This window comes from Pontibacter vulgaris (assembly GCF_022758145.1).
GTDB lineage: Bacteria > Bacteroidota > Bacteroidia > Cytophagales > Hymenobacteraceae > Pontibacter > Pontibacter vulgaris.
Genome location: NZ_JAJVDH010000003.1, coordinates 420850 through 443290, shown reverse-complemented (window position 1 = coordinate 443290; position 22441 = coordinate 420850). Strand labels below are relative to the sequence as shown.

Sequence of the window (22441 nt, the reverse complement as noted above, 5' to 3'; positions counted from 1 at the left end):
ATACTTACTTTATATAACAACAAAGGCAGCCCGTAAGGCTGCCTTTGTTGTTTCGTTAAAATAGAACTGTGCCTGCCAAATTAAATAAAGCAGTAATTTCTTATATTGTTAACCATAAGCTTATACTTTATACTTTCCATACAATCAAACTATGAAAAACCGCCTTACTCCTGGATTGCTGAAAGGTGCATTGGCAGCTGGCTTTATACTTGCAGCCGCCGCTTCAGTGCAGGCACAAAAAACGACACAGTTTACCCGGCAAGATACTTTGCGCGGCGCTATTACGCCTGAGCGTGTTTGGTGGGATCTAACACATTATGACCTTAATGTCAGGGTAAATCCGGCTGACAGTACCATACGAGGCGTGAACACCATTCAATACAAAGTGCTTACGCCCAACCAACTCATGCAGATAGATTTGCAGGAGCCCATGAACATTCAGAAGATAACTCAGAACGGGAAGCCACTGGAGTTTAAGCGCGATGGGAATGCTTTTTTTGTAAAACTCACTGAAAAGCAACAGGCCGGAGCCCTAAATAAAGTGGAGGTATACTATGGCGGCAAGCCGCAGGTAAGCACAAACCCACCCTGGAGCGGCGGCCTTACCTGGAAGAAAGATGCTAACGGTAAACCTTTTATAGCCAACTCAAACCAGGGCGATGGTGCTAGCATGTGGTGGCCTTGCAAAGACCACATGTACGACGAGCCCGACAGCATGAAGATCAGTGTAACAGTGCCAAAGGATTTGATGGATGTATCGAACGGGCGGCTGCGTGGTGTGAATGAGAATAAGGATGGTACTAAAACGTACCATTGGGCAGTCGTAAACCCGATCAACAACTATGGCGTGAACGTGAACATTGCCGATTATGCTCATTTTGGAGAGAAGTATAAAGGCGAGAAAGGCGACCTGGATTGCAACTACTATGTACTAAAGTATAACCTCGATAAAGCGAAAGAGCAGTTTAAGCAGGTAGGCATGATGCTGAAAGCGTTTGAGCATTGGTTCGGACCTTACCCGTTTTATGAAGATGGCTATAAACTGGTAGAAGTGCCTTACCTGGGTATGGAGCACCAGAGCTCGGTAACGTATGGCAACAAGTATAAAAATGGCTATTTAGGCAAAGATCTCAGCGGAACTGGCTGGGGCCTGAAGTTCGACTTCATTATCATACATGAGTCCGGGCACGAGTGGTTTGCCAACAATATTACCTACAAGGATATTGCAGATATGTGGATACATGAAAGCTTTACCGCTTATTCAGAAAGCCTGTATCTGGATTATCATTTTGGTAAAAAAGCGGCTAACGAATACATTATAGGTACGCGTGCCAATATCCAGAACGACCGCCCGGTAATCGGCAGCTATAATGTAAACAACATGGGCTCCGGCGATATGTACCCGAAAGGAGCGAACATGCTGCATACCTTACGCCATCTGCTTAACAATGATGAAAAATGGCGTGAAATACTGCGCGGCCTTAACCAGGAATTCTACCACCAGACGGTAACCACACAGCAAATAGAAAACTACCTGAGCAAGCAGATCGGACGTAACTTAACCCCGGTTTTCGATCAGTACCTGCGCGATGTACGCATTCCTAAACTGGAGTATAAGATCAGTGGCAAGAATCTGAGTTACCGTTGGGCCAATACCGTAGAAGGTTTTGACATGCCTGTAAGGGTATACCTGAACGGAAAAGAAACCATGCTGGAGCCAACTACCGCCTGGAAAGAAATAAAAGCAGGTAAAAGGCCAAACCTGAAAGTAGACGAAAACTTCTATGTAACCTCGGGTAAAGTGGCCGGTAATTAGTAGCCCGGAAGTATAAAGTATAAAAGCGATTTGCTGCAGCATTGGTATGTGTGGCAAATCGCTTTTATACTTTAACTGTAGTTTAGGTTTTAAAACCTGCGCTTAAATGGGGGACGATAAGTAGCTTTTTCGCTTTTCCCACTAACGGCTTTCAGTTTATTCACCTCGTCTGGCGTAAGTTCCCGGTATTCGCCTGGTTGTAAATCGCCGATCGTAAGGGGGCCTATACTTGGCCGTATAAGTCGCAGGGTAGGGTAACCTACGGCAGCTGTCATGCGGCGCACCTGGCGGTTCATACCTTGTGATATTTTGATCTCGACCCAGCTGGTTGGCAGGTTCTTGCGGAAGCGAATAGGCTTTGATCGCTCCCATACCTGCGGCTCTTCTTCTAAAACACGTGCTTTGGCAGAAGCAGTTTTTACATTTTTTATACTTACCCCGCGGCGCAGTTCTTCCAACGCTTCCTCAGTCGGTATGCCATCTACCTGTACCCAATATGTTTTCTCGATCTTGAATTTGGGATCGGAGAGGCGGTGTTGCAGGGTTTTGTCATCGGTAAGGAGTACCAGGCCTTCGCTATCGTAGTCGAGGCGGCCAACCGGGTAAATGCCGGGTACTTTCACATAGTCTTTCAGAGTGGCGCGTCCGGCCTCGTCGGTAAACTGTGTCAGTACCTCGTAAGGTTTATTCAGGATGATATACTTCAAAAGAATTACTGATTATAAATTACAAAGGTAGGGCCTTATTCCGGATTATACTTTAGCGCACTTTATACTTCAGGTTCCAGGCGCTTTTCAGTTGGTCGTACTCCGGGCGAATAAGAGATAGCGAAACAGATTCCTCGTTCACACCATCTACCACGTAATGTTCGCGGGCAACGCCTTCTTGCTGAAACCCGAAGCGCTCCAGTAATTTTTTTGAAGGAATGTTATACTCGGCGATATAAGCCTCAATGCGGCGCAGCCCCATCTCCTCGAAACCATAAGCCAGTATAGGGCCCAGGGCTTCGGTCATATAGCCTTTTTGTTTATGTTCATCGCCGATAAGTGCATACCCCACTTCAGCCCGGCGGTGTGTCACAATCCAGGTATGGTAACCGCATTTACCAAGCACGGTTCCATCAGTTTTATGCAGCAACCGGAAATTCTTGAAAGTATGAAAATAGGTCGTCAAGCCTTTGTTATACTTGTCTTTTTCTTCAGCCAGTTCCGCATCCGTTTTTAAGCCCAGGTAATTCATAATTTCGCTATCACTGCAGGCAGTAAACAGGTAAGTATAAACCTCAGGGCTCAGCTCGCTCAGGTACAGGCGTTTGGTCTCTAAAATAACAGGTTTAGGGGCTGTGGCTTTCACTTGAATAAAGTTCAGGATTAATAATCTGATGAAGTTTTCTATACTATAAATTCGTGGTTGCGTGTAGATTATGTGGTTGATGTATCGCTCGTTAACAGTTTATACTTGCTAATAACTACCGTTATACTTGCGCACAAACCATTCTATGCAAACCAAAGCCAGAATTACGAAAAACAGCCACTTCATATCTACCACATCCTTCAGCTCTTCAGAACTATAAATTACATCCTTCGGCTCATCTTTCAGCAGGTCCTGCTCGAGTTGTTGCAGTTGCGTTGGGTAGTATAACCTGGTGCCTGTGTTGCTGGCAAGCTGGTAAAGCAGGTTATGGTCGGCTACGGCATTTAGTGCTTCCAGCTGTAGTTCTTCCACTATAAACTCGCCTTTATCCTGTTGTAATTGCCCGTTTATGCGTGCCGTGGCTGCATATGTATACCGCCCGCCCGGTAAAGAGCCAATGTCAACACCGGCCTGGTTTTCGCCATTAGCAAAGGTAAACGTCCTGGTTTGGCCTTCTTCAGTTGAGATTTTAAGTGTAATGTTCTGCCCGTAAATTGGCTCGAGGGCTTCGTTATAAGCTTCGGCTTCAAACCGTATCTCATCCGAGCTGGTGTACTCGTTCTGCACCGGGTATACGTTCAGGCGTTTCTTGTTCCGTGGCGCACTCAATAGTTGAATCAGGTTTGTGATAAGCTTGTCGTATACGCTGGTGTTCTGGTGGTGGGCAGCCTCAGTTATGCGCCACTGCCAGGTGCCCGATGCCAGTAAGGTGGCAGTACGATTATCGCCGGCGGTTTGCACAGCCAGCAGCGGTTTGTTTGTTCTCACGCGCCCCACTTGCTGGTAAAGTACGGTTTCGGTATTTGGTGTGAGCTCATAGTTGCCATAGGGTACACTTGCCGGTGGGTATTGCTGCAGCCTTTCTGTGGAGCCATCTGCCAGCTTAAAAGTGCTGAAATTCGGGTTTACAACACTGGTAACATCATCGGTGCTGCCGCCGCCATTTATACTTACACCAACCCGAAGCCGGTTAAAATCCTGGATGTCGCTTTGCGGGCCAAGTATGTATAATGCAGGTATTTTTTTCTGTCGCACAAAGTTTAAAGCTGCTTCGCCTCCGGAGGCGCGGCCCGGTAGCTGGTGCAATACCGCTACATCGTAATCCTGTGTTTTAAAAGGAGTGAGGCCAGGTATAAAAAGGGTTGTTTCATAATTCTCATTCGACTCGATGGCGGCGCGCAAGGCTTTAATATCCGGGTGAGGCGAAGCGGCGGCAACAAGTATTTTTATTTTGCCTTTTACCACATCTATGTAAGCGTGCTTGGTATTGTTGATAGTGGTAAACTCGCCCTGTTGCGGCTGTACCTGTACTTCGTAATGGCGCTTGCCAATTCCACTAGCCATCACCTGGAAAGGGACTTGCTGTATGGTTTGGCGTGGGTTTATAGTTACAGTTTTGCGGTCTACTATTCTGCCATTTTCTTTTAGCAGCACGGTAGCTGTTTTGCCTCCGAAACCTTCCTGCTGCAGCTCGGCCTCCAACGGAAAACGGTTGCCGCTATAGGTTACTTTATTGTAGCGCAAGGAGGCAAGTATAACATCCTTTTTCGGAACGGTATCGCCCATGGCAACCGGGTAAATTTTATACTTGTAGTTGGCGTAAGTAGGAGAGGTGCCCTGGTTAATAATGCCATCCGAAAGCAATACTACCGCTGCCAGGTTCTTCTCCTGAAAATCATCCCGTACATTGTTAAGTAGCTGGCCCAGGTTTGTGGCTTTCTGGGTAAAAGTAAGCTGCTGCAGGTCTTTTTTCTTTTGAGAAGCATTCAGGTCGCGCACCTGGGTAGTATAGCCTTTGTCTTCCAGTTTGGTAAGCAGTTGCTGCAAGCCCTGCTGTGCCTGGCGTAACTGTACCGAATCGGAGAAAAGTTTTACTGATTCCGAATTATCCACCGCAAAAACTATAGTTGGTTTTATGGTAGTGTTGGAAATATAACGCACCAGCGGCCCCAGCAACAGAAAGCTCAGAAAACTTACCACTACAAAGCGCAATGCGGCCAGGGCATAGTTTATACTTTGGGGCCACGGCGACTTCCTGCTATACAACAGCCATGCATACAACACACCCGCTGCCAGGCAGGCAAGTATAAGCCAGGATGAGTAAGTGGTTATCAGCTTAATAGACAGCACGCTTTACAAAGTATGAATGATGAATGTGAACTTTATAGTTAAAGATAAAAGAAAAAGACCAATGCTACTAACGCAAAAGCTGCAGCATTGGTCTTGTAAAATTTATTGCAGAGCGATTTTAATTCACTCATTCAAAATTCTTTATTTAAAATTAGGTCAGCATACCGCCGTCTACCTGCAGTACCTGGCCGGTAATGTAGGCAGAATCGTCAGAAGCCAGGAATACGGCAGCTTTTGCCACATCTTCCGGCGTACCGCCACGCTTCAACGGAATCGCCTTTCTCCACTCATCAACCACTTTCTGATCCAGCTCGCCGGTCATTTCAGTTTCGATAAAGCCCGGGGCAATGGCGTTGCAACGGATGTTACGTGAGCCCAGCTCCAGCGCTACAGATTTTGTAAAGCCGATGCTGCCAGCCTTAGAAGCCGCATAGTTTGCCTGGCCGGCGTTGCCTTTTATACCTACCACCGAGGTAATGTTGATAATAGAACCCGACTTGGCACGCATCATATGTTTGGTAGCGCCTTTGGTCAGGTTGAAAACAGATTTCAGGTTAGTATTGATAACCGCATCCCACTGGTCTTCGCTCATGCGCATCAGCAAGCCATCGCGGGTAATACCGGCGTTGTTTACCAGTATATCGATCTTTCCGAAATCAGCCATTACATCTTCGATCAGCTTATCTGCCTGCGCCATGTCTGACGCATCGGAGCGGTAACCTTTTGCTTTGCCACCGTTTGCAGAAAGCTCCTGCTCGAGTTGCTGGCCTTTTTCAACGCTTGATAAGTAGGTGAATGCTACCTGTGCACCTGCCTCCACAAACTGCTGTGCGATGGCGCGGCCTATTCCTTTTGATGCTCCTGTTACCAGGGCTACTTTTCCTTCTAATGTCTTCATGGTGGCCAAAGTTAAAAAAGATTTTATAAATGCGAACGAAGTATCGGATTTAGCAAGTACAGTAAAATGTAAACTGCTGAAGTTTAGCTGGTTAAACTAGTGTGAAAGATGTTAAAGTACAAAATTGCACGTTTGAGTAAATTGCACTTTGTGCTAAAATTGTTTGGAATGATTTGTTTGCAACTCGTTTGTAATGTGAATATTGTGGAGTTGGTGATTTTTATTTTTAACGGATAAAACATATTTTCGCGGCAAGTTTAATTCTAAGGTACCCAGTAATGTTCAAACGCAGTGTAGGACTAGCCATCCTGATCGCTTTGTCGCTCTTTATTTTTATTACAGCAGCACAGACAGTAAACTTTAATTCCGACAGGGTTTTAAAGCGTGAAGAAACCTCAGCAGAAGAAAGCGCAGTAGCCGTAAAAAAGCCCGCACCCATTGTTTACGGCATCCCAACCGATTCGCTTGAAATTGTAGAAGGCACTGTAGAGCGCGGCGAAAATCTCTCCCAGATACTGCAGAACTATAATATCAATCCCGTTACAATTGATTTGTTATCGCGAAAAGCCAGAAGCGTATTTAATGTGCGCCGCATCAGCGCTAACCGCAACTATACTATCCTGCACTCCCGCGACTCTGCCCAGACAGCGCAATTTTTTGTTTATGAACCCAATGACATAGAGTATGTGATCTACGACCTGCGGGGCGAATTGGCGGTTACAAAAGAAAAACGGGCCATAGAAGTAGTAGAGCGCATGATTGGAGGCGTAATTGAAAACTCTTTATTCGATGCCATACTTGCAGCAGGTGGTTCGGCGCAACTGGTAAACCATTTTGCCGATATCTATGCCTGGCGCCTCGACTTAAACCGCATTCAGCCCGGCGATAAGTTTAAACTGGTATATGAAGAAAAACTGGTAAACGGCAATCCGATAGGATTCGGTAAGATCAAATCAGCATACTTTGAGCATGAAGGTGAACCGATTTTTGCCATCGCTTTTGAACAAGGAAACAGCACAGGGTATTATGACCAGGATGGTAAAAGTTTAAAAAAAGCTTTCCTGCGTGAGCCGCTGGAGTTCAGCCGCATTAGCTCCCGTTTCTCTAAAAGCCGTTTCCACCCGGTGCAGAGGCGCTACAAACCACACCTGGGCACCGACTTTGCAGCCCGCCGCGGCACCCCAATTCGTACTGTAGGCGATGGCGTAGTACAGGAAGCTGCATATACCAGCGGCAATGGTTATTTCGTGAAAATCAGGCACAATAAAACCTATACCACCCAGTACCTGCACATGTCTAAATTTGCAAAAGGCATCCGTAGAGGTTCGCGCGTAAGGCAGGGGCAAACTATAGGGTATGTTGGCAGCACCGGCCTGGCAACCGGCCCGCACCTTTGCTACAGATTCTGGAAAAACGGAAAGCAGGTAGATGCACTTCGTGTGAAACTGCCTTTAGCAGAGCCTATCAACAGGAAAAACAAATCTGCTTTTGCTTCTTTAAAAGAGGAGACTGTTGAGAAAATGGAGGCATTGAACTATGATGCTGCCAAACCTCAGCAATTGTTGGCAACAGAAGATAATAAAAAGACAGCTGGATCGTAATAAGTATGTATTCAGTAGTTAGTTTAAGAAGGAGGGCGCTGCGTGGCGCCTTTCTTTTTTTGTCCGAATCAGGTTTTGTTGTGATTTCTGTTGCAATTCCGGCTTCCACGTTTGAGCTACAGGTATAAGGATGTCCTAAGCAGGAAATTCCCGAGCCTGGAAGTTTGGAAGAGCAATGTGCAGATGTATGTATACTATAAAAATCAAAAAAGCGCAAACCTGTTGGCCTGCGCTTCTATAGTTTAAAAGTATAAAATCTTACTGGCAGTAATTTTTCAGATATTGGTCTACTTCTTTTACGCCCATTGCCTTCGCCTTTGTCCAGTCGGTGCAGGCGCCGGCTTTATCGCCGAGGTTATACTTTGGAGCGCCACGGTTGTAAAATGCTTCGGCATAATCAGGCTTTAAGGTAATGGCTTTTGTATAATCTGCAATAGCGCCGCGATAATCTTTTAAACCATAGCGGGCAAGGCCACGGTTATTATAGCCTTTAGCATCTTTTGCGTTCAGCTCTATGGCTTTGTCATAATCCAGGATGGCGCCCCGGTAATCCTTCAGGTTATACTTCGATAGGCCACGGCTTGTCCAGGCTTCAGCGTGTTTGGGATCTAGGGCAATGGCTTTTGTGAAATCTTCGATAGCGCCGCGATAATCAAGCAGGCGGTCTTTGGCCACACCGCGGTTGGTAAGTGTGGTTACATGCTCTGGTTCCTGTTTAAGTACCAGGTTATAGTCTTTAATGGCTTCGGCGTATTTCCCAGCTTTAAACTTCTGGTTTCCACTCATAAAATAGTCTTTAGCCGACTTCTGTGAGAAGGCTGAAAAAGAAACCAGGAAGAGTAAAATAATAAGTAAATGTTTTCTCATGCAATCGGTTTAAAGGTACTTTGGCGGCTTAAAATTCAGAATATCAATAGAATGATAAAAGTAAAATTTATAATTTGGATATAATTCCTCTTTTCATCCTATGTTATTACTGCCTTAATGCTAAAGTGTACCCCTTTATAGTGTAGCTACCATGTTTTGCTAAGTTGGGATTATCGTTTAATTTTGTCCAGCAATTTAAAAAAGACATTATGGCATCAAAATACGATTTAGTAGTGATTGGTAGCGGCCCGGGCGGCTATGTAGCAGCCATTCGTGCTTCGCAGCTTGGTATGAAAGTAGGTGTTATCGAGCGTGAGTCGCTAGGTGGTATCTGCCTTAACTGGGGCTGTATTCCTACAAAAGCATTGCTTAAAAGCGCTAACGTGTTCGAGTACATCAACCATGCTGCCGACTACGGTATCAGCATTGGCGAGGCCTCTGTAGATTTTGGTGCTGTAATTAAGCGTAGCCGCGGTGTTGCCGATGGCATGAGCAAAGGCATTCAGTTCCTGTTCCGCAAAAACAAAATCGATTCTATTTTTGGTACAGGTAAAGTTATAGGCAAAGGGAAAGTAGAAGTTACCGATGCTGATGGTAAAAAAGATATCGTGGAAGCTACCAACATCATTCTGGCAACAGGTGCCCGTTCGCGCGAGCTTCCTAACCTGCCAATTGATGGCAAAAAGATCATCGGCTACCGCCAGGCTATGTCATTAGATAAAATGCCTGCATCTATGGTTGTGGTTGGTTCTGGTGCTATTGGTGTTGAGTTTGCATACTTCTATAATGCAATGGGTACGAAAGTAACTGTTGTGGAATATATGCCGAACATTGTGCCTGTAGAGGACGAAGAAGTATCGAAGCAGCTGGAGAAATCTTTCAAGAAAGCCGGCATTAACATTATGACAAATGCTTCTGTTGAGTCTGTTGATACAAACGGCGACATCAGCAAGGTAAGAGTTAAGACTGCAAAAGGCGAAGAAACGCTGGAAGCTGAGGTTGTACTTTCTGCGGTTGGTATCCAGACAAACCTGGAGAACATCGGTATCGAAGAAATGGGTATTAAAGTAGACAGAGGCCGCGTTATCGTGGATGAGTTCTACAAAACAAATGTGGATGGCATCTTCGCGATCGGCGACATTGTTCCTGGCCCTGCGCTGGCGCACGTTGCTTCTGCCGAAGGTATTATCTGCGTGGAAGCTATTGCCGGCCACCATCCGGAGCCACTTAACTATGGCAACATCCCGGGTTGTACGTACTGCTCTCCTGAGATCGCTTCCGTTGGTTTAACGGAGAAAGCTGCCCGCGAGCAAGGCCTGGAAATTAAAGTTGGCAAGTTCCCGTTCTCTGCATCTGGTAAGGCAAGCGCTGCCGGTGCTAAAGATGGTTTTGTGAAAGTTATCTTCGATGCCAAGTATGGCGAGTTCCTGGGCGCGCACATGATTGGTGCAAACGTAACCGAAATGATTGCAGAAGTTGTAGTAGCCCGCAAACTGGAAACTACCGGCAACGAGATCATCAAGGCGGTTCACCCACACCCTACCATGAGCGAGGCCATTATGGAAGCTGCTGCAGCTGCCTACGGCGAAGTAATTCACTTGTAAGTTATACTTATAGTTATAGCACAAGGCCCGGCTGGTTATCCAGCCGGGCCTTTTTGTTTATTTATTTTTCAGAAATTATACTTGCCTTGCAGCCCTGGAGCAGGTTTTGGGGTCTATGCTGTTATAACACTAATACTATACTATGAAAAAATTATTTCTTTTAGCCCTTACCTTTTTGCTCTTCACAGCAGCTAGCGCCCAAGTAGATACGGTGCGTATTTCTGCCAAAGACCTGAAAATTAAACAACTGAAGCCGGGCACCCGCCAGTATCTGGTTACCATACAAACTCCTGCCAACCCCAAAGTGCTGCGCCAGAGTTTATGGGTGCGTAACATCAGCTTCGAAAATTTTAAAGGCAAAGAACGCCTGGTAATTCGTCAGAACTGGATAGGAGCGGATACCTTATCGAACAGGAAAATATTCTCGGTTTGCGAAAAAGATTTTACGCCGATTTACCAGACCAGCACCAGCGCCCGCGGCGTAGCGGCTTTCAATTTTTACCCGGATAAAATTACAGGTTCTGATACTACCAAAGCCAATGCCTTTAAAAAATTTAACATGGCTGCCGCTGCGCCAACCCTGGATTGGGAACTGGATATGGAAACATTTGAGTGCCTGCCGCTGAAAGACAAGACCGTATACCTGGTAAACTTTTACCATCCCGGCAGCGCCACTAGTCCTAAATATTATGCTTATAAAGTTATCGGCTCTGAAAAGATACAAACTATAAACAACACACAGACAGACTGCTGGCTACTAAAAATAGACTACAGCACTACCAACTACGCCACTTTCTGGATCAGCAAAAAAACGCATGAAGTACTAAAAATGGAAGAGCTGTTTGATGGTGTAAAGCGGAATAAAATAAAGTTGGCAACAACCGCCGGTAATTACATTTAAAGTATAAAGTACAGCAAGCCCGGGTAAGGAATTTACTAATATTCAGAATTTGCTATAAGTTTTTGGGAGACAGACGGTAGTTGCCGTCTGTTTTCTGTTTATATTGTAGAAATATTAAGTATCGGCAGGCTGTATTTATACTTATGTTAAGTAAACACTTAAGCTGTAAATGAACTTATACTTGCATGGCAGCCTTTTAAATTAGATTAAGACTATCAATTCACCCTTAGAATTTTATTTACTTCTGCGTGTGAGTTATTATTTGAATACAAAACCACATGAAGCCCCAGAGTAAAATTAAATTTGTGAACAAAGAGAAGAGTCTCTTTTTTCCAACCCTCCGTAAGCGCGTAGACGCTTATTTTGAAGACAACAACCTTTCCAGAACAGGTAACAGTACAATGGTGCTGAAAAGTATAGTGCTGCTTACAATTTATATTGTGCCTTTTATACTGCTGTTAACCCTACAGCCAACCTTTAGTATTAGCTTGGGTTTATGGTTTTTAATGGGCCTGGGCGTGGCCGGTATAGGTATGAGCGTAATGCACGATGCCAACCATGGCGCCTATTCAAAAAATAAAACTGTTAATTCCCTGATGGGATACACGCTGAACCTCGTAGGCGGCTCGGCAGATAACTGGAAACTACAGCATAACATTCTTCACCATACTTATACCAACGTAGTGGATATGGACGAAGATATTCAGGACAGGTTGGTACTTCGGTTTTCGCCACACACCAATGTTAAGTTTTACCACCGCTTGCAGTGGCTTTATGCGTTTGGTTTTTATGGTTTACTGACGCTTTATTGGGTGCTGGCAAAAGATTTTGTTCAGTATTTTCTGTTTAAGCGTACCGGCGTAAATGCTAATTCCAAAGCCGAAAACCAGAAATTTCTGCTAAAGCTGGTATCCTTAAAAGTAGTATACTTTTTCATAATGCTGGTTGCGCCTACATTGCTTTTCGGTATTCCGTTTGTGCAGGTGCTGCTGGGCTTTTTGCTGATGCACTTTGTGGCCGGTATTATACTTACAGTGGTGTTTCAGCTGGCGCATACCGTAGAAGGCACAAGCCACCCGCGCCCTAATGAACATGGCACTATAGAGAACGACTGGGCCATACACCAACTCGAAACTACTGTTAACTTTTCGCGCCGTAGCAAATTGTTGTCGTGGTATGTGGGCGGCCTGAATTTCCAGATAGAACACCACCTATTTCCGCGTGTTTGCCATGTGCATTACCCGGCTCTTTCTGAAATTGTGAGAACAACTGCCGAAGAGTTTGGCATACCATACATGGAGAATAAAACTTTCGTGCAGGCGGTTCGCTCGCACATTGCCACCTTGCACCGCTTTGGGCGCCTGCCAAGCCTGAACGAAGCAATAGCTTAAGTATAGAAGTCTGATAAATAAAGTATAAAAAACGGCAGAACCAACATTCTGCCGTTTTGCTTTTGTACTGGTTTGATAGTGCCTCCTGTTCCTTTTACCTTTGTCAGGAAAACAGATCAATATTCTTGAAGTATAAATTACATGACGTTCCAAGACCTGCACCTGATTCCCCCGATTCTGGAAGCTTTAAAAGCAGAAGGCTACTCAGAACCAACCCCCATACAGGCGCAGGCCATTCCGCTTATACTTCAGAAAAGAGATCTTATAGGTTGCGCCCAGACAGGTACCGGAAAAACTGCCGCATTTGTATTGCCCATTCTTCAACTTATTTACCAGCAAAAAGATCAGCAGGAAAGTAGTGCACAAATCAGGGCACTTATACTTACGCCCACCCGCGAACTGGCTACCCAGATCGGAGAAAGCCTTACGGCTTACGGCAAGTATACCAACTTAAAACATGCAGTACTTTACGGAGGCGTGCCTTATAAAATACAAACTGATTTGTTGGAGTCGGGTGTGGATATTGTAGTCGCAACGCCAGGTCGTTTGCTTGACCTGATAGACCAGGGAATTGTGCAACTGCAAAACCTGAAAGTATTTGTGCTGGATGAGGCCGACCGCATGCTGGATATGGGTTTTGCCCCCGATGTAAAGCAAATACTTAAATCAGTGCCTGAGCAAAGGCAAACGCTTTTCTTTTCGGCTACTATGCCCCCGGAAATTCAAAAGCTGGCTAACAGTATGCTCGTGAATCCTGCGCAGGTAGAAGTTTCCCCGGTTTCATCAGCCGCAGTCAGCATTAAGCAGGCAGTATACTATGTTAAGAAAGCAGATAAAAAGAACCTGCTTTTATACTTGCTCAAAGATGTGGATATGCAGCGTGCTCTCGTTTTTACCCGCACAAAAGAAACCGCCGATAAAGTAGCCAGAGAGTTAACGGAAGCAGGCGTGCCTGCCGAAGCTTTACACGCAGATAAAGCCCAGAAAACGCGTGAAGCTGCGCTGGAAAAATTTAAGAACAGCGAGGTGCGGGTGTTGGTGGCCACAGAAATTGCAGCCCGCGGCCTCGATGTAGAAGCGTTATCCCATGTGATAAACTATGAACTACCTTTCGAGGCTGAAACCTACGTGCACCGCATTGGCCGAACCGGCAGGGCTGGCGCCAGCGGCATAGCCATCTCGTTCTGCGATGCCAGCGAAACTGCTTTACTGGTAAGTATACAGCAACTAACCGGCAAAGCCATACCTGTTATTGATAATCACCCATACCCGCTAACTGCCAAAGATTTTATAGAAGCAGCCAATGCCGGAAACAAAAATGATAAGCGCAGAGGCGGAAAAGGCAAACGCGGCGGAAAGGGGAGAAGGTAATTACAGACCTCGCAACGTGCGCAGCTCCTGCGAGCGTCTTATGTGCTAGGAGAATTAATTTATCACACCAGATGCTCCGAGGTTCAGGCACGCTTGAGGTCTTATCCAAGCTGCAAACAAAAAAGCTGCCCCAATAATGGAGCAGCTTTTCAGTTACATGCGAAACAGGAGTTTATACTTTACCTGTTATCATTTTTTCTGTCGTTGTAACCTTCGTAACGTTTACGGTCTTTTTTCTTGTCTTTTTTACGGCCAATGGCACCCCCTGCTGCAGTACCGGCGGCAGCACCAATTACGGCACCGCTTGTGCCTCCCACAGCTGCACCGGCAGCGGCACCGGTAGCGCCACCAACAGCAGCTCCTTTCGCTTTTCTACTCCAGCCGTCACCACCGGCACAACCAGCCAGCAGGAAAACGGTTACTAATGTTGCTATCGTTAATCTTAAATTTTTCATAGTTAATTGTGTTTGGTAATTGTATTATTTTACGAGATTTTTAAGACCGTAGTTTTTAATTTCAGATGTATAGATAGTTGATATTCAATAAGTAATGGTGCTGTTAAATTGCTTGGTAATATCCGTTTTAAAAAAAAACATGCTGGTTAGTATGTTTCGGATACAATTAAGATTTTAGTTAAAGTGAGGGTGCCCGAAGGGGAGGTAAGAAGTATAAAATAACTTATGGCACATTTTATAAAAGGATCCTGTATTGGTGCGTAACTTTGCACTATGAAAAGTATAACCATTGCTCCCTGCACCACTTCAGACCTGTATACGCTGCAGGATATTGCCATAAATTCCTACGGCGACCATTATTTATACTTGTGGTACGATGGCGGCATGTGGTACATCGACCGCAGCTTTAGTGATAATGCCCTGAAAACAGATTTAGCCGATAGCAACGCTGCCTTTTTCCTGATTTATAATGAGGGCGAACTGGCAGGTTTCCTGAAACTAAACATAGACAAAGAACTGGAAGGGTATACTTCGGAGGAATGCTTGGAACTGGAAAGGTTATACTTGGTTAAGTCTGCAGTTGGCAAAGGTATTGGCCGCGAAGTTGTGGATTTTACAGTAGCCTTTGCAAAGGAAAGAAACAAGCGCATTGTCTGGCTAAAAGCCATGGACAGCAGCCCAGCGGTAAACTTTTACGAGCAGAACGGGTTTGAAAAATGCGGCACCTATACCCTGGATTTTGAAGCTATGAAAGAAGAATACCGCGGCATGTACATCCTGAAACGTGAACTGGCATAGCTTTATACTTTAAACCGAAGTATACTTTTACCTCACAGCTTTTGGGTAGCTACAAAGCAAGTCGCCTGTTCTGGAACGAAACCTTCTAACGCAGCAGAATTGTTTTCCCTGATAACGTAAGAAAAAGATAATTGGAAACTATACTTGATATACTCATTATTGGCGCCGGGCCTATTGGCTTGGCCTGTGGCATAGAAGCAAAAAAGGCAGGGCTTAGTTACCTGATCGTGGAGAAAGGATGTTTGGTTAACTCGCTCTACAACTATCCGCTGTACATGACCTTTTTCTCTACCGCCGACAGGCTGGAGATAGGCGGAATGCCGTTTGCGTCTATCCATGCGAAGCCAAACCGGGCTGAGGCACTGGAGTATTACCGCCGGGTTACAGATGCCCACCAACTGCATGTTAACCTGTTTGAAGAAGTTACAGGTGTGGTTCCGGAGCAGGGTAATTACAGTATTACTACCAGCAAGGCAAGCTATAAAGCAAAGCATATTATTATCGCCATCGGTTTTTACGGCATCCCGAACCTGCTCCATGTAAAAGGCGAAGAGCTGCCCAAAGTACGCCATTATTACTTCGACCCGCATTATTATTACAAGCAGAAGGTGCTGGTTATCGGGGCAAACAATTCTGCTGCCGATGCTGCTCTGGAAACCTGGCGCAAAGGTGCCGAGGTAACGATGGTGGTGCGCGAACCGGAGCTAGGAAGTATAAAATACTGGACCAAGCCCGACCTCGAAAATCGCATCAAAGAAGGCTCAATCAAAGCATATTTCAGCTCTAATGTTTCAGAGATTAGAGAGCACGAAGCAGACATACAAACACTGGAAGGCAAGGTAACGATTGCCAATGATTTTGTACTGGCCATGACCGGTTATCAGCCTGAATTCAGTTTTTTGCAGAAGCTTGGCATTAACCTCACCAACGACCAGAAACGCTACCCGCAATACGACCCTGATACCATGGAAACCAATTTGCCTGGCGTTTACCTGGCCGGTGTTATCTGTGGCGGCATGGACACGCATGTCTGGTTTATCGAGAACTCGCGGGAGCATGCCATTAAGATCGTAAAAAACATTGCGGAAGAAGCTGGCACCGGATTTTAAATTAAATTTGCAGCTGCAATTTTACCGGAGTTATACTTCCTGCAAACACAACATGAAAAATCTGATTTTATACTTTATACTTTTCCTGACGCTGGCAGGCTGCGGCAACGAACAGCCCGCTCAGGAAAAAGTAATACTGCCGGAGCCTTTACCAAACCCAGCCCTGATGGTGAAAGCCCGTTTTGAATGCCAGGAAATAGCTGGCACCGAAGAATCCGAACCAAAAGCCATCGTTTACCTGCATTATAACGAGCAGCAGCATGCCATAGATACCGTTAGTACCTGCTCTGTTCTAGCACCTGAAATGTACCGCAACTACGACATCCCAAAAGAAGCGCTTTCGGCCTGCGGCGGATGGTGGGCCGGCTATGGTACTTTCTTTTATGTCCTGAACCAAGGCGACAGCAGCCTGGTGGTAATGGAAGCGCAACGTGCACAAAAACAGGATACTATAGCTTTCAGGTACGAGCCTAAAACCCGGATACCTTTACAGTAAGTATAAACTTGATAAAGCAGGCTGGCAGTCTGCTTTTTTATTTCAGAAACCATTAAACTGGTTTAGCTACAGATCACATGACTAGAAAACAAAACATCATTATACTTATACTTGGAGCACTGGCAGCATTGGGGCCTTTCGCCATCGATATGTATTTGCCCGGTTTTCCGGCCATTGCCAAAGATCTTAAGACCGATATATCGCACGTAGCGCTTTCGCTTACCAGTTATTTTATAGGCATTTCGGTAGGGCAGCTTATCTACGGGCCTTTGGTAGACAGGTTTGGCCGAAAAAAACCGTTAATCTTTGGCCTGAGCCTTTTTGTGCTGGCATCTATAGGTTGTGCTTTTGTGCCCAGCGTAGAGTGGCTCATTGGCCTGCGTTTATTACTGGCGCTGGGTGGCTGCGTGGGCATGGTAGCCAGCCGTGCTGTAGTGCGCGATGTGTTCCCCGTTTCTGATATACCAAAGGTATTCTCTATGCTGATGCTGGTAATGGGTGTGGCCCCGATTGTGGCACCTACTATTGGTGGTTTTGTAACTGCCTCGCTGGGCTGGCGCTATATTTTTGCCGTGCTCACGGGTATTGGTTTTCTGGTGTTAATGGCAGTGGCGTTTCTGCTACCAGAAAGTAAAGGCCCTGATAAAACTTTATCGTTAAAGCCAAAGCGCGTATTGGGTGATTTTATACTTGTATTGAAGGAGCCTGTTTTTATAGTTTATGTGCTGGCGGCAAGTACGGCACAGGCAGGTATGTTTGCCTATATTACAGGTTCTCCGTTTGTGTTCATGAACATTTTTGGCCTATCCGAAACGCAATATGGCTGGGTATTCGGCTCCAACGCTTTTGGCTTTATTTTAGGTAGCCAGCTTAATAGGCTGGCACTCAGGCGCCGCACATCGGCTCAGGTAACGCTAAGGGCAGGTATCGTGCAGTTTGTGGCTGGCATGCTTTTGCTGCTTGGTAATTACTTCGGGTTTTTAGGGGCTACAGGTTCTCTTTTCCTGATTTTCAGTTACATGTTCTGCTTAGGCTTCATCGGCCCGAATGCAACGGCACTGGCGCTGGCTCCTTTTGCCCGAAATGCCGGCAGCGCCAGTGCTATTATGGGAAGTATACAAATGGCTACCGGTGCGCTTGCCTCGGCCCTGGTCAGTACATTCCACAACAACACCTCTACCCCAATGATGGCGGTAATGGCAGGTGCCACAGTTATCAGTTTAAGCCTGCTGCTTGGGTTTAGAAAATATGCTACCAGAGCGATGATGGTGGAAGCGGGGAGCTGATAGGTAATTGTTTTGTTAACGGTTTGCAGCTACCCAAAGGTGGCGATTACTGAATAATTCGCTGTCAATCAATCAGAAATTTGGAAATAAGAACAAAGCTTGATTTACCACTCAGCCACCCCTTTTGGGTAGCTGCTGTTAATGGTTCGGGCTTCTTTGTTTTAATATTAATTTTATCATCTTTCTTATATAATATTTTACAAAAAAAGTTCTGCGTCTCTATTCTTTTCTCGTTCAATGTCTTTGTCAAGGTAGCTTATGTATGAGCTTGCCCATTCTCTGACACTTTCAATTTTATGGTCGATTAATTGTTTAAATAATTCCTTTTTAGATTCAAGTAAAGGTACAATAGAACCAGTCCACGAGTAGGTCCCCATATTTGAACTTAAATTGCTAAGAACTTCTTGTATGTCGCCAAATTCATCAATAAGTCTAAGTGCAACTGGATGCCATTTTTCGTAATCCGTATTGCTATTGTCAAAAATGGGTGTCAATTCCGCGAGTCTTGCTGGTGCAAGCGGTTTGTTATTTTCACACCAACTAAAAATTGAATTTATGTCACCGTCAAATAACACGCCAACACTGCGGCCAACACCGCCAATATGAGAACCTAAAATATGCTTTAATCCATAAAATTTAATATAGTTTTCTTCAGTTGAAAGTAATGCGTCTGATAAATCTTGCCAAATTGAATGGAAATGCACTTTCAATAAAATTTCATATACCTTTTGAATGTTATGGTCAAGATGATATGAGTTCTCCCAGGTGATAGAATCTATTACGGACTTGTTTATAAATTTAGCAAAGTCAACTTCGTTTTCATTAGATATAATAGATGATATGGCTTCTGTCCATTTATAATCGTCTAATTGTCGTTTAAATTTTCGATTAAACCCTAATCTTAAAATACACTTTTTTAAGATTGGTACAAGTGGTGTTTTTTTAGCTTGGTCTCTGTGACTAAGGTCGGCAAGCAAATCAAAAACAACAGCATAGCCTTCATCTCCATATGCAAATAACCTTTCGCTAAAAGCATTCAATTCATCAAAATTTAATTGTTCTAAAGCATTGCTATATGAAAGGGAATAAAAATTAGTTATATCGCATGCTTTGTTATTAATTAGTTGAAACAATAATTCAAAAAATTCTTTTCCTGACTTATCAATAGAAAGAAAGTAAAACAATTGACAATTGAATTCGGAAGATTTAAACAGGTTTGAGTAAAACTCCTTTTTAATTTCTTCATTTGAATTTGTGATGAAGCCTCCAAGGACCGCGAAATTTCTTTCTTGCTGCGGTATTTTGGAAATAATATCTAATGAGTAATCAATAAAATGATTAATTTTAGTTTTATCATCCTTCAATAATTCAGATAGTCGTTTGCCAAAATGGTAAGAAAAAACTTGTTGATTTTGATAAAAATCTGGGAAGGTTTCTTCCCAGGAAACATTGGTTGTTATAAATTCATCAGCCAATTTGATGATTTCTTCAATTAGCTTTTCACTTGAGTAAGACTCATCATTGTCTAAATGATAAGAACTTGACAGTGTTAAATACTTTGTTGAGAAATCTGTTTTAGTAAGTGACTCAATCAAGCTATTTATTTCTTGAAGTTGGTTTTCTGGAATAAAATGCCTTTCATATTTTCTTGCGAACTTCAACCCTTTTAATCCTTCGTCCCAATCATTTTTTTTCAAATCTGAAATTTCCTTCAAGATTGGCAATATCAAATCTCCCATTCTTGTATGAAACATTGCCCTTATACTGTTCGCAATAGTTTCACTAGCTAAATCAGAATACTCATTTTTTAATTTAATAATTTCAAGAAGTTTATTAAGAATGTTATTCCAATATTCTTTTATTTCTTTCCAAGTTGGATTGTTGTCAATTAATCTTTTACTGCCTTGTTGTTCTGCACCCCCCATTCGGGAAAAATGGCCGAAATTCAGCCCTCTTTTCATTGCTCTTATAGCAAAATCATAATGTGGCTTATCGCCTTTGTTTAACATCCATTCAATAATTTTCCAACGCTCACCCAAGTCTGCTTCCGTTCCTGAAAGATGTGTATTAAATAAATGTAAAAATTGACCTGTGGCATTATTTGACCAAGTTTCATTTTCTGCTATTGCGAACTGGAGAAATACTTTAGCACTATCTGCAAAAGTTCTTTTGTCAAAGCTCAATTTTTCTAAAGTCCAAACTATGTTTCTTCGTCCTGCTTCTATTTTTAATAATTCCTCTATTGTTTTATTTAAAAATAGACGTTTGAAATTTTGAGAAACGGCAATTGGATTCACTTCTACGAATGAGCGGAAGAGGCGTGAACCCAACTCTGTGTTTAAAACTTCCGCATCATCAAAAGGGCTTCCAGGTCCAATAATTTTGGCCACTATTTGAACAGCTTTATCATTGTACCCAAGATACTTCATTTGCTCTGCAAATGCTTTAGACAAATCGCCTCTGTCAGGGTCTTGTAATCCTGCAATTTCATTGATAACATTTATTAGTCGTTGTGGAGTTAATGGGTCTAACCATTCTTGAGCTAATGACATAGCTAATGGGAAAGGACGCATTCCAATAAATCTTCCTCTTTTTTCAAAAATCTCTCTCTTCAAATAGTAATTACACGTTTCATGGAAATCATTAACTTTTACAATGTCATCACCATTAAGACTTGTAATGTTTGTGCTTTTTGCAATAAATTCAGTTTGTGTTGCCAGTTCATCATAAAAACCAAAATAATTGAAGATTGAACAAGACTTTAAAATTGTCCTATGTTTTTCTTCTTTACCTTTCGTTCCAAGAAGTTTATCCAACAACTCTTTGTCATCTAACTTGCCAATGAATTCTTCTCCATTATTTACGCTTTCTCCAAGTAAAACAGCCATTAAAGGAATTCCCTGAGAAAAATCTTTTATTTTTTGTTTGCTTTCATCCTTAAGGTTTTTGAATCTACTTGATAGTAGCTCATCAACAACTGATGTCAGTTCTTCTTTTCTTAAAATGATATAATTTACACCAGTCACTTTATCGTTCTCAATCTCTTCAGGATTAGAATCAAGGGAAATTAGAGATGCTTTATTCCCTTCTCTATTAATAAGTTGAATTAACTGTCTATGAACTGTTATTGAACAGTTGTCTAAAATAATAATCGGGTTGGTTTGCTCTGAAATTGCTTTTGAAACAATGGTTTGGTATTCTGCGTTCGGGTATAGATTACAGTTTAAGTAAAGCACTCGACTTGAAAGCAAAATCGAATTATCATTAGAGTCGATTGGTCTAAATATTTCTAATAAAATTCTCGTTTTACCTAACCCCGATAAACCTAAGATTCTAATGGTCTGATTGGCATTTGTTAAGCCGTCAAGAACTAACTTTGTTACTTCTTTAGTTTTATCGTTCGAAATAAACTGTTGTGGTGTCAAAATGCTATTTTCCCAGTCACTCCATACTTGTAAAGGATGGAATTTGCTTTTTTGATTTTGTAAAGCAAATTTTGCCGTTTCCTTAATTGCCGAAGCTAAATCGTCGACTAATTTTTTTTGAACCTCTTCTTTGTTTTTTGTTGCTTCAGAGTAAGTATATTCGATTGGAAATCGGATGTGTTTTAAGTCAAACGGAATGTTGGCAGGGTTTTCATTAGGCGAACCATACGTTGTATTTAAGACGCCAATCATTTTTTCAAGTCCTATTGCATTATAGGCAACACCGTGTTCATAAATTACATTGTTGTTTTGGAATGGCTTGAACTGGTCTCCGACAATATTTCGAACAAATTTTTTAAAGGTACTAATGTGATTTACAACTGAAAGGTCAGAAATAAAAATATCACAAGTTGGAATTCTTTCGTCAGCAATTTTAGAGGCAACCTGCGGAGAGCCCGGTTCACCTGTTACACCTTCAAGAATTACAAATTCTACTTCCTTTAACTCTGGCTTTAGTTTAACCTTTTTAACTGCTTTTTCAATACACGATAAGATGAAGTTCTTATTATATTTAGTGCTGGTTGTTGTCTGCCAAGAGTAAAAAATTTTCAATTTCATTTAATTTCAATTTTGGTAATTATCTTAAGATAAGAGATTTGTCCTTATCAGGTGTCTTTTTTGCCTTACCGCTAACTATCTGCTAGCAGGAGTACCTACTCCTACTATCTGCACTATGTATGGAAGTATAAACTATACTTCCATACAGTTCGTAACCATAAGTGCATTACAAATTAAATGTATTTCCCGGAAGTATAGGAAACTGCTAAGTATACTTGCTGAGGGTTATACTTTAATTAACCAAGTATACTCCAGCAATTCA

Annotated in this window: 17 protein-coding genes; 10 read left to right on the top strand and 7 right to left on the bottom strand. The window is 43.3% G+C overall.

What is annotated here, in order from left to right; genetic code table 11:
- Positions 1 to 151: 151 nt before the first annotated feature.
- Positions 152 to 1816 (top strand): M1 family metallopeptidase, encoded by a 1665-nt coding sequence (locus tag LWP20_RS07250; protein ID WP_242927455.1) that lies wholly within the window; start codon positions 152 to 154, stop codon positions 1814 to 1816.
- Between the two features lie 89 nt (positions 1817 to 1905).
- Here LWP20_RS07250 and LWP20_RS07245 read toward each other — a convergent pair whose 3' ends face one another.
- The 4 genes from LWP20_RS07245 to fabG form a co-directional block, all read right to left on the bottom strand.
- Positions 1906 to 2523 carry a pseudouridine synthase gene (locus LWP20_RS07245; protein WP_242927454.1) on the bottom strand — a complete coding sequence of 206 codons (618 nt, stop codon included), beginning with the start codon at positions 2521 to 2523 and terminating at the stop codon, positions 1906 to 1908.
- Positions 2524 to 2575: 52 nt separating this feature from the next.
- Complete coding sequence (locus tag LWP20_RS07240) at positions 2576 to 3169, bottom strand: GNAT family N-acetyltransferase (protein WP_242927453.1); 594 nt, start codon at positions 3167 to 3169, stop codon at positions 2576 to 2578.
- A 108-nt stretch (positions 3170 to 3277) separates the two neighbouring features.
- The gene (locus LWP20_RS07235; RefSeq protein ID WP_242927452.1) at positions 3278 to 5359 is read right to left on the bottom strand and encodes a VWA domain-containing protein; all 2082 of its coding nucleotides are present in this window, start codon (positions 5357 to 5359) and stop codon (positions 3278 to 3280) included.
- Between the two features lie 151 nt (positions 5360 to 5510).
- Positions 5511 to 6257: a 3-oxoacyl-[acyl-carrier-protein] reductase gene (gene fabG, locus LWP20_RS07230; protein ID WP_242927451.1), complete on the bottom strand. Its 747-nt coding sequence runs from the start codon at positions 6255 to 6257 to the stop codon at positions 5511 to 5513.
- Between the two features lie 278 nt (positions 6258 to 6535).
- Here fabG and LWP20_RS07225 point away from each other — a divergent pair, with 278 nt between their 5' ends.
- On the top strand, positions 6536 to 7858 hold the full coding sequence (locus tag LWP20_RS07225; protein WP_242927450.1) for a M23 family metallopeptidase: 1323 nt from the start codon (positions 6536 to 6538) through the stop codon (positions 7856 to 7858).
- A gap of 258 nt (positions 7859 to 8116) precedes the next feature.
- On the opposite strand, the gene LWP20_RS07220 is transcribed toward LWP20_RS07225, so the two are convergent.
- A complete protein-coding gene (locus LWP20_RS07220; protein WP_242927449.1) occupies positions 8117 to 8725 on the bottom strand; it encodes a tetratricopeptide repeat protein in 609 nt (202 codons plus the stop codon).
- 209 nt (positions 8726 to 8934) lie between these two features.
- On the opposite strand from LWP20_RS07220, the gene lpdA reads away from it, so the two are divergent.
- The 4 genes from lpdA to LWP20_RS07200 all read left to right on the top strand — a co-directional run bounded on the left by lpdA (position 8935) and on the right by LWP20_RS07200 (position 13992).
- Complete coding sequence (lpdA, locus tag LWP20_RS07215; protein ID WP_242927448.1) at positions 8935 to 10329, top strand: dihydrolipoyl dehydrogenase; 1395 nt, start codon at positions 8935 to 8937, stop codon at positions 10327 to 10329.
- Positions 10330 to 10471: 142 nt separating this feature from the next.
- Positions 10472 to 11230 (top strand): DUF3108 domain-containing protein, encoded by a 759-nt coding sequence (locus LWP20_RS07210; protein WP_242927447.1) that lies wholly within the window; start codon positions 10472 to 10474, stop codon positions 11228 to 11230.
- Positions 11231 to 11508: 278 nt separating this feature from the next.
- Positions 11509 to 12621, top strand: a complete 1113-nt coding sequence (locus LWP20_RS07205; RefSeq protein WP_242927446.1) for a fatty acid desaturase family protein — start codon at positions 11509 to 11511, stop codon at positions 12619 to 12621.
- Positions 12622 to 12762: 141 nt separating this feature from the next.
- Entirely contained in the window at positions 12763 to 13992 is a 1230-nt protein-coding gene (locus LWP20_RS07200; RefSeq protein ID WP_242927445.1) for a DEAD/DEAH box helicase, read from the top strand.
- A 179-nt stretch (positions 13993 to 14171) separates the two neighbouring features.
- Here the strand turns inward: LWP20_RS07200 and LWP20_RS07195 are convergent, their stop codons facing one another.
- Positions 14172 to 14447, bottom strand: coding sequence for a YMGG-like glycine zipper-containing protein (locus tag LWP20_RS07195; protein ID WP_242927444.1), 276 nt, complete (start codon positions 14445 to 14447; stop codon positions 14172 to 14174).
- Positions 14448 to 14720: 273 nt separating this feature from the next.
- Between LWP20_RS07195 and LWP20_RS07190 the strand changes: the two genes are divergently transcribed.
- The 4 genes from LWP20_RS07190 (at position 14721) to LWP20_RS07175 (ending at position 18136) form a co-directional block, all read left to right on the top strand.
- Positions 14721 to 15245, top strand: a complete 525-nt coding sequence (locus tag LWP20_RS07190) for a GNAT family N-acetyltransferase (protein ID WP_242927443.1) — start codon at positions 14721 to 14723, stop codon at positions 15243 to 15245.
- 131 nt (positions 15246 to 15376) lie between these two features.
- Positions 15377 to 16354, top strand: a complete 978-nt coding sequence (locus LWP20_RS07185) for a YpdA family putative bacillithiol disulfide reductase (RefSeq protein ID WP_242927442.1) — start codon at positions 15377 to 15379, stop codon at positions 16352 to 16354.
- 52 nt (positions 16355 to 16406) lie between these two features.
- Positions 16407 to 16850 (top strand): hypothetical protein, encoded by a 444-nt coding sequence (locus tag LWP20_RS07180; protein ID WP_242927441.1) that lies wholly within the window; start codon positions 16407 to 16409, stop codon positions 16848 to 16850.
- Positions 16851 to 16927: 77 nt separating this feature from the next.
- Positions 16928 to 18136: a multidrug effflux MFS transporter gene (locus LWP20_RS07175; protein ID WP_242927440.1), complete on the top strand. Its 1209-nt coding sequence runs from the start codon at positions 16928 to 16930 to the stop codon at positions 18134 to 18136.
- Between the two features lie 197 nt (positions 18137 to 18333).
- On the opposite strand, the gene LWP20_RS07170 is transcribed toward LWP20_RS07175, so the two are convergent.
- Positions 18334 to 22179 carry a hypothetical protein gene (locus tag LWP20_RS07170; RefSeq protein ID WP_242927439.1) on the bottom strand — a complete coding sequence of 1282 codons (3846 nt, stop codon included), beginning with the start codon at positions 22177 to 22179 and terminating at the stop codon, positions 18334 to 18336.
- Between the last annotated feature and the right edge of the window lie 262 nt (positions 22180 to 22441).

Excerpts from the sequence above, each read along its gene's own strand:
- fabG (WP_242927451.1), bottom strand. The coding sequence starts at position 6,257 with ATGAAGACATTAGAAGGAAAAGTAGCCCTGGTAACAGGAGCATCAAAA.
- LWP20_RS07195 (WP_242927444.1), bottom strand. The coding sequence starts at position 14,447 with ATGAAAAATTTAAGATTAACGATAGCAACATTAGTAACCGTTTTCCTG.
- LWP20_RS07225 (WP_242927450.1), top strand. The coding sequence starts at position 6,536 with ATGTTCAAACGCAGTGTAGGACTAGCCATCCTGATCGCTTTGTCGCTC.
- LWP20_RS07250 (WP_242927455.1), top strand. The coding sequence starts at position 152 with ATGAAAAACCGCCTTACTCCTGGATTGCTGAAAGGTGCATTGGCAGCT.
- LWP20_RS07200 (WP_242927445.1), top strand. The coding sequence starts at position 12,763 with ATGACGTTCCAAGACCTGCACCTGATTCCCCCGATTCTGGAAGCTTTA.
- lpdA (WP_242927448.1), top strand. The coding sequence starts at position 8,935 with ATGGCATCAAAATACGATTTAGTAGTGATTGGTAGCGGCCCGGGCGGC.
- LWP20_RS07205 (WP_242927446.1), top strand. The coding sequence starts at position 11,509 with ATGAAGCCCCAGAGTAAAATTAAATTTGTGAACAAAGAGAAGAGTCTC.
- LWP20_RS07170 (WP_242927439.1), bottom strand. The coding sequence starts at position 22,179 with ATGAAATTGAAAATTTTTTACTCTTGGCAGACAACAACCAGCACTAAA.
- LWP20_RS07180 (WP_242927441.1), top strand. The coding sequence starts at position 16,407 with ATGAAAAATCTGATTTTATACTTTATACTTTTCCTGACGCTGGCAGGC.
- LWP20_RS07210 (WP_242927447.1), top strand. The coding sequence starts at position 10,472 with ATGAAAAAATTATTTCTTTTAGCCCTTACCTTTTTGCTCTTCACAGCA.
- LWP20_RS07190 (WP_242927443.1), top strand. The coding sequence starts at position 14,721 with ATGAAAAGTATAACCATTGCTCCCTGCACCACTTCAGACCTGTATACG.
- LWP20_RS07220 (WP_242927449.1), bottom strand. The coding sequence starts at position 8,725 with ATGAGAAAACATTTACTTATTATTTTACTCTTCCTGGTTTCTTTTTCA.
- LWP20_RS07175 (WP_242927440.1), top strand. The coding sequence starts at position 16,928 with ATGACTAGAAAACAAAACATCATTATACTTATACTTGGAGCACTGGCA.